The 6,977-nt window shown below is 60.5% G+C and carries 5 protein-coding genes; all 5 read left to right on the top strand.

Features of this window, described 5'->3' with window-relative positions:
* The first annotated feature begins 133 nt into the window (after positions 1-133).
* On the top strand, positions 134-3,148 hold the full coding sequence (locus DBO86_RS02595) for a Tn3 family transposase (RefSeq protein ID WP_042933573.1): 3,015 nt from the start codon (positions 134-136) through the stop codon (positions 3,146-3,148).
* Positions 3,145-3,507, top strand: a complete 363-nt coding sequence (tnpC, locus tag DBO86_RS02590) for a Tn3 family transposase post-transcriptional regulator TnpC (RefSeq protein ID WP_023911045.1) — start codon at positions 3,145-3,147, stop codon at positions 3,505-3,507. The genes DBO86_RS02595 and tnpC overlap by 4 nt, the downstream gene beginning before the upstream one ends.
* 326 nt (positions 3,508-3,833) lie before the next feature.
* Positions 3,834-6,290 carry a heavy metal translocating P-type ATPase gene (locus tag DBO86_RS02585; RefSeq protein WP_095462805.1) on the top strand — a complete coding sequence of 819 codons (2,457 nt, stop codon included), beginning with the start codon at positions 3,834-3,836 and terminating at the stop codon, positions 6,288-6,290.
* Positions 6,287-6,685, top strand: a complete 399-nt coding sequence (locus DBO86_RS02580) for a MerR family DNA-binding protein (RefSeq protein ID WP_003131920.1) — start codon at positions 6,287-6,289, stop codon at positions 6,683-6,685. Before DBO86_RS02585 ends, DBO86_RS02580 begins: the two co-directional genes overlap by 4 nt.
* A 12-nt stretch (positions 6,686-6,697) precedes the next feature.
* On the top strand, positions 6,698-6,940 hold the full coding sequence (locus DBO86_RS02575; RefSeq protein ID WP_003131921.1) for a DUF2933 domain-containing protein: 243 nt from the start codon (positions 6,698-6,700) through the stop codon (positions 6,938-6,940).
* The last annotated feature ends 37 nt before the right edge of the window (positions 6,941-6,977 follow it).

Here is a 6,977-nt window from a genome sequence, read left to right as displayed (position 1 = left end):
CGGGTCATGCCGAGATAAAGGGAAAATTCACTCACTTCGCTTTTAAGCGGTTGATCCTGAATGGTTTTTCAAATCGCGCGCACAGTCTCTGATCGTGGACTATCTTTTCTGACTCCTCAGAAAAGGAGGTTCTATGGCTTCATTAGAGCGCACGGCGTACCCCACTCTGTCAAAGACGTATTCAAAAGCTGAGCTGCAGCGTGATTTCTCCTTTTCCGATGATGAGATTAAGTGGGTACGAAGCAAGTCCAAGGCCCCCTTTCACCTCAATCTCGCCGTTCTCCTCAAGACCTTTCAGGTACTTCGATATTTCCCTGATATCACCGACGTGCCTGATCAACTGGTGGCGTTCATTCGTGGAGAGTTGGGCCAGCGTAGCAAGGTGAAATTCGCTGAGTACAAGTGGTTTCAGCAATATCGCCATATGAACGCCATCCGAGCTCGTCTCGGCGTGACTGCATTTTATGGCTCAGATGCTATCGAGGTTGCTGAGCGCCACGCCAAAGAAATGTCGTTCGTGCTTGATCAGCGTGCCGACATCATTAACTCGGTGATTGAAGAACTGATCCGCCAGGATTATGAGCTACCTGCGTATTCGACCCTGAATGATCTCGCTGAGCGGATTCATACCGAATCCCAAGAGGCAATATTCAACCTTGTGGTAACCAGAACGCCAATCGAGGTGATCCATAAGCTAAAGGAGCTGCTCGACACTGACTTCGGTCGACGCCAAAGCGACTTCAATGCACTGAAACAGGCGCCCAAGAAGCCATCTCGCAAGCACCTGGAAGTGCTGATCGATCACTTGGCCTGGCTAGAGAGCTTTGGGGACCTGGAAGCCATTTTTGACGGGATCGTCGATGCCAAGATCCGCCACTTTGCTGCCCAAGCTGCTGCGTCGGACGTCTCCGAGCTGAAGGACTGTTCGCTGCCGAAACGCTACACACTGATGCTGGCCCTGATCTATCGAATGCGAGTGCGAACTCGGGATCACCTGGCCGAGATGTTCATCCGACGAATATCGACGATCCACAAACGCGCCAAGGAAGAGTTGGAGCAAATCCATGCGCGGCAACGCCAGAAGCTGGAGCAACTGGCGGCTACCCTGGACGGCGTGGTGCAGATTCTGGTTCAAGAACCGGATGACCAGGAAGCTGGCAGCCTGATTCGGGAATACCTCTCCCCCGATGGCAATCTGGATCGGTTGCGTGAGACTTGCGCCGAAGTCCAAGCTACCGGCGGCAATAACTACCTGCCGCTGATCTGGAAGCACTTCAAGTCCCATCGTTCGCTGCTGTTCCGTCTCAGCCACCTTCTCCAACTGGAACCCACGACTCAGGATCGATCACTGATCCAGGCGCTTCTGCTCATCCAGGACTGCGAAAATCTACACCGCGAATGGATCGGCGAGCACGTCGACTTGTCGTTTGCCTCGGAGCGCTGGATCAAGGTCGTTCGTCGTCCTACCAGTGAGGGACCACCGACCAACCGGCGCTATCTGGAAGTCTGCGTATTCTCCTACCTGGCCAGCGAGCTGCGCTCCGGCGACATGTGCGTGCTGGGGTCGGAATCTTTCGCTGACTACCGCAAACAGTTGCTGCCCTGGGAAGAATGTCTCCAGCAACTACCAGCTTACTGCGAAAAGGTGGGGCTTCCTGGTACGGCGAAGGAGTTTGTTGCCTCCCTCAAAACCCAGTTGGAGGAAACCGCGCAGCAGCTGGATGAAAAATTCCCCTCCTGCCGAGGTGACGTATCGATCAATGAAGCCGGCGAGCCGGTGCTGCGCCGAGTAATCGCGCGGGACATCCCGCCTTCGGCTATCTCGCTGCAGACAGCGCTCATGCAGCGCATGCCGGCCAGGCATGTGCTCGACATCATGGCTAACATCGAGCATTGGATTCAGTTCACACGGCATTTCGGGCCGATGTCCGGTAACGAGCCGAAGCTCAAAGAGCCTGCCGAGCGCTACCTGATGACGATCTTCGCCATGGGCTGCAACCTAGGCCCTAACCAGGCCGCGCGGCATCTGGCCGGTAATGTCACGCCGCACATGCTCTCCTATACCAATCGCCGTCACCTCTCGCTGGAGAAGTTGGACAAAGCTAACCGCGAGCTGGTGGAACTCTACCTGCAGCTCGACCTGCCCAAGCTCTGGGGCGACGGCAAAGCGGTGGCCGCGGACGGTACGCAGTTTGACTTCTATGACGACAACCTGCTGGCCGGCTATCACTTCCGCTACCGCAAGATGGGAGCCGTGGCCTATCGGCACGTGGCCAACAACTACATCGCAGTGTTCCAGCACTTCATCCCGCCGGGCATCTGGGAGGCGATCTACGTGATTGAGGGGCTGCTCAAGGCTGATCTTAGCGTCGAGGCTGACACGGTGTACTCCGATACCCAAGGGCAGTCGGCCACGGTGTTTGCCTTCACCCATCTGTTGGGCATCAACCTGATGCCACGTATTCGCAACTGGCGCGACCTAGTGATGTGCCGGCCGGATCGCGGTGCTTCGTACAAGCATATCAACCGCCTGTTCACTGACACTGCCGACTGGAACCTGATCGAAACCCATTGGCAGGATCTGATGCAGGTCGCGCTATCGATCCAGGCCGGCAAAATATCCTCACCTATGCTGCTGCGCAAACTCGGCTCCTACAGCCGGCGCAACAAGCTCTACCATGCGGCACAGGCACTGGGCAGCGTGATCCGTACAATCTTCCTGCTCAACTGGATCGGCAGTCGCGAGTTGCGCCAGGAGGTCACCGCGAACACCAACAAGATCGAGTCTTACAACGGATTCTCCAAGTGGTTGTCCTTCGGCGGCGATGTGATTGCTGAGAACGATCCGGACGAGCAGCAGAAGCGGCTGCGCTACAACGACATGGTGGCCTCGTCGGTGATCTTGCAGAACACTGTGGATATGATGCGCATCCTGCAGAAGCTGGCCCGCGAGGGCTGGCAGTTCACCGATGAAGACGTGTCTTTCCTCAGTCCCTACCTGACCAGCAACGTCAAACGCTTCGGCGAATTCAACCTCAAGCTCAACCGGCCACCAGAACCCTGGATCAAGGATTCGGTGTTTCAACAAGCCGCCGGCTCGCTGCGAGTCAACACGGCCAGCAGGGCCGATGCCGAGGAGGCAACATGATCGAGATTCCACCGGCGTCTTTTCACATTACCCCCTACGGCGAAGTGGATGCTGTGGCCCTGGAAAAGCTGCGAGAGGACTTCGACACCTCCCAACTTCTGCGATTGGTTGACCGACTGGATGCCTGTCTGGCCAATCTGGGTGAAATTGTGGCCGTCCGTGATGAGTTGCTGAAGCTTCACGCAATGGCTCTTACTCTCGTAGAGGGCTCGGCACTGACAGTGCCGACTGAGAATGCCTGCATCTGGTCGGAAGCCGAGTCGCTACAACAGGATCTTGAGGCCCTCTCTGAGTGGGTGCAATCAGCCCAAGCAGGGATCGTCCCCTTGCTCGGTCTTGCACCTGATCATGTATTGTAGGTGGCCTGGCAGCCCCGGTAGACCGCCGATCCACCTTAGCTCTACGGCCCCCGTAAGCTGAAGGTCAGTCGGTCGGAACGCCCCTCACGATAGATTAAGGGCTTAGTTGGGTATTCATTCCATCACAGCCTCCGTTATTCAATGGCCTTTGCCTTCTTGAGCGCAGCTGATCTCACAGAATTAGCGCTTCTGCTCGTGGAGCTCCGCGTAGTGCTCCCAGATTTGTGATCATCCCAAACTCTCGGATGGTCGCCACCTTACTGCTTGACCTTGCCCCAACGGTAAGGTCCAACCTCTCAATAACGAGATAATCGTGGAGGTTGGCAATGACCCGCGCATTCCCCGAAACCACTGCTGCTGCGCACGCCGGCCTTGTTCGGCAATGGACGTTTGGCGTAGAAGGCATGACCTGTGCCTCCTGCGTGGCACGGATCGAGAAGGCATTGACTCAAGTACCCAGGGTTTCCGCCGCCAGGGTCAATCTGGCCAGCGAAGCGGTTATGGTAGAAGCCGATGCCGATTTGGCTCCCCTGCTAGAGGCGGTCGAAGGCGCGGGTTACCGCGTGAAGGAAGAGCAACTGGACCTGGTCATCGGCGGTATGACCTGCGCTTCCTGCGTCGGCCGGGTCGAGAAGGCCCTGCTGAAGGTGCCGGGCGTGCTGGCGGCCACGGTGAATCTGGCCAGCGAGGCGGCCCGGGTCCGGGTGGTGTCCGGTGCGGTAGCGCCGGCGGCGCTGATCCAGGCGGTTGCGGCCGCCGGGTACGAGGCCGGTGTGCCGGCAGCCAAAGAGGCCGCCGCCGCGCCGCCGTCTCGCGACTGGTGGCCGGTGGCACTGGCCGCCGTGCTGTCCCTGCCGCTGGTGGTGCAGATGATCGCCGTGTTGCTGGGCGCGCGCTGGAGCCTGCCGGGCTGGATACAACTGCTGTTGGCCACGCCGGTGCAGTTCTGGCTGGGGGCACGTTTCTATCGGGCCGGTTGGCGAGCATTGCGCGCCGGCAGCGGCAATATGGACCTGCTGGTGGCGCTCGGTACCAGTGCCGGCTACGGGCTGTCGGTCTATCTGATGGCGACGCATGCCGGCCCCGGCGTCCCGCACCTCTATTTCGAGGCTTCCGCGGTGGTGATCACCCTGGTCCTGCTCGGCAAGTGGCTGGAAGCGCGTGCCAAGCGCCACACTGGAGACGCCATTCGAGCACTGCAGGCACTACGGCCGGACACCGCCCGGGTGCGCCGTGAGGGTGTGGACTATCAGGTATCGGTGAGTACCTTGGCCGTCGGTGATTTGCTGGTGGTACGGCCGGGCGAGCGAGTTCCCGCCGATGGTCTGGTACGCGACGGGCGCAGCCATCTCGACGAGTCGCTGCTGACCGGTGAGAGCCTGCCGGTGGCGAAAACTGAAGGCGATGTGGTGACCGGCGGCGCAATCAACGGCGAAGGACTGTTGCTGGTCGAGACCACAGCGGTCGGCGCGGAAAGTACGCTGGCCCGAATCATCCGCATGGTCGAAAACGCTCAAGCGGCCAAGGCGCCGATCCAGCGCCTGGTGGATCGGATTAGCGCCGTCTTCGTCCCCGTGGTGTTGGTGATCGCTGCCATGACCCTGCTGATCGGCTGGTGGCTCACCGGCGAGGTGGCCGGCCCACTGATCAACGCGGTGGCGGTGCTGGTCATCGCTTGCCCTTGCGCGCTGGGCCTGGCCACGCCGACGGTGATCATGGTCGGCACCGGCGTCGGTGCGCGCCACGGCATCCTAATCAAGGACGCGGAAGCCTTGGAGATCGCCCACCGGGTCAGCGTGGTGGCTTTCGACAAGACCGGCACGCTGACCCAGGGCAAGCCAAGGGTGACCGCGCTGGAAGTGGCGAATGGCGATAGCGCGCGCCTGCTGCTGCAGGCCGCCTCGGCGCAGGCCGGCAGCGAACACCCGCTGGCGCAGGCGCTGCTGGACAAGGCCAAGCAGGACGGCACGGATTTATTGCCCGCATCCAAGGTCACGGCGTTGCCGGGGCGCGGTCTGGCGGCCTTGGTCGCAGGGCGAGAGCTGCGCCTGGGCAGCACACGACTGATGCAGGAGCTCGGCGTTGACCTGTCACCGCTGGCGGCGTCCGCAGCAACGCTGGCCCGGGCCGGCAACAGCGTGTCCTGGCTCGCCGACGTGACTGGACAGCCACTGCTGTTGGGCCTGATCGCCTTCGGTGATGTGCTGAAGCCGAGTGCCCGCCAGGCCGTGGCGCGGCTGCGCGGACTGGGCATACGGACCGTGATGATCAGCGGCGACAACCGCGGTGCGGCTGAGAGCGTGGCGGCTATGCTCGGCCTCGACGAGGTGCGCGCCGAGGTGTTGCCCGGCGACAAGGCCGCGGAGGTGCAGGCGCTGAAGACCGGTGGCGCAGTGGTAGCCATGGTCGGCGACGGCATCAACGACGCTCCGGCGCTGGCGGCGGCGGATGTTGGCATTGCCATGTCGACCGGTACCGATGTAGCCATGCACACCGCCGGCATCACCCTGATGCGCGGTGATCCGGCGCTGGTGGCGGATGCCTTGGCTCTCTCCCGCCATACCTACGGACGGATTCTGAAGAGCCTGTTTTGGGCCTTCGTCTACAACCTGGTCGGCATTCCACTGGCCGCCTTCGGCCTGTTGAGCCCGGTGGTGGCCGGTGCGGCGATGGCATTGTCCAGCGTCTCGGTGGTCACTTACGCGCTGCTGCTCAAGCGATGGCGGCCGGCACCGGTAGAGCTGGACGGAGGCGCTGGCTCAGCAAGAAGGAGGCATCCATGAACATTGGCGCAGCGGCGAACGTCAGCGGCTTGACCGCCAAAATGATCCGCTATTACGAACGCATCGAGCTGGTCCCAGCTTCTCGGCGCACCCGGTCTGGCTATCGCGACTACCTGGAAAGGGATGTACAGGTTTTGCGCTTTATCCACCACGCCCGAGAACTGGGCTTCTCATTGACGCAGGTGCGCGCCTTGCTGGCGTTATGGCGGGATCGCCAACGCCCTAGCAGCGAAGTTCAAGTCATAGCCCACCACTACATCGACGCGCTGAACGCACGCATTGTCTTGCTCCAGGCACTGCGCGACAGTCTGAGCTACCTGGCCGAGCATTGCGACGACCTTGAGCAACCACCGGGGCCGATTCTGGATGATCTGCCCCCCCCACTAGCTGAATGAAAGGAGAACATCATGACCTGCGATAAATCCACCATGATTCGGGTTGGCATAGGAGCCGGCATCTTTCTGCTGGCTGCCTATGTCCTGTTCCCGGCTTTTCAAACCTGGATTGCGGCGAACGCGCTGATCTTCCTGCTACTGCTCTGTCCGCTGTCAATGCTGTTCTGCATGCGCGGCATGCACAAAGGACCACCCGCTAGCGATGACACGCAGAAGGTAAAGCCGATCGAGCGTGATCCGACTGACGCGCCGTGATCTTTCCGCAAAACGGAACACTGACGAATTGCTCCCC

Origin of the sequence: Ectopseudomonas oleovorans, assembly GCF_003052605.1 — a bacterium.
GTDB classification, from domain to species: Bacteria; Pseudomonadota; Gammaproteobacteria; order Pseudomonadales; family Pseudomonadaceae; genus Aquipseudomonas; species Aquipseudomonas oleovorans_A.
Note: the sequence above shows the minus strand (reverse complement) of the source record. Positions and strands in the feature narration are given on the sequence as shown.

What these genes read in the sequence shown, in the direction of transcription:
- DBO86_RS02595 (WP_042933573.1), top strand. Translation starts at nt 134, where the DNA reads ATGGCTTCATTAGAGCGCACGGCGTACCCCACTCTGTCAAAGACGTAT.
- tnpC (WP_023911045.1), top strand. Translation starts at nt 3,145, where the DNA reads ATGATCGAGATTCCACCGGCGTCTTTTCACATTACCCCCTACGGCGAA.
- DBO86_RS02585 (WP_095462805.1), top strand. Translation starts at nt 3,834, where the DNA reads ATGACCCGCGCATTCCCCGAAACCACTGCTGCTGCGCACGCCGGCCTT.
- DBO86_RS02580 (WP_003131920.1), top strand. Translation starts at nt 6,287, where the DNA reads ATGAACATTGGCGCAGCGGCGAACGTCAGCGGCTTGACCGCCAAAATG.
- DBO86_RS02575 (WP_003131921.1), top strand. Translation starts at nt 6,698, where the DNA reads ATGACCTGCGATAAATCCACCATGATTCGGGTTGGCATAGGAGCCGGC.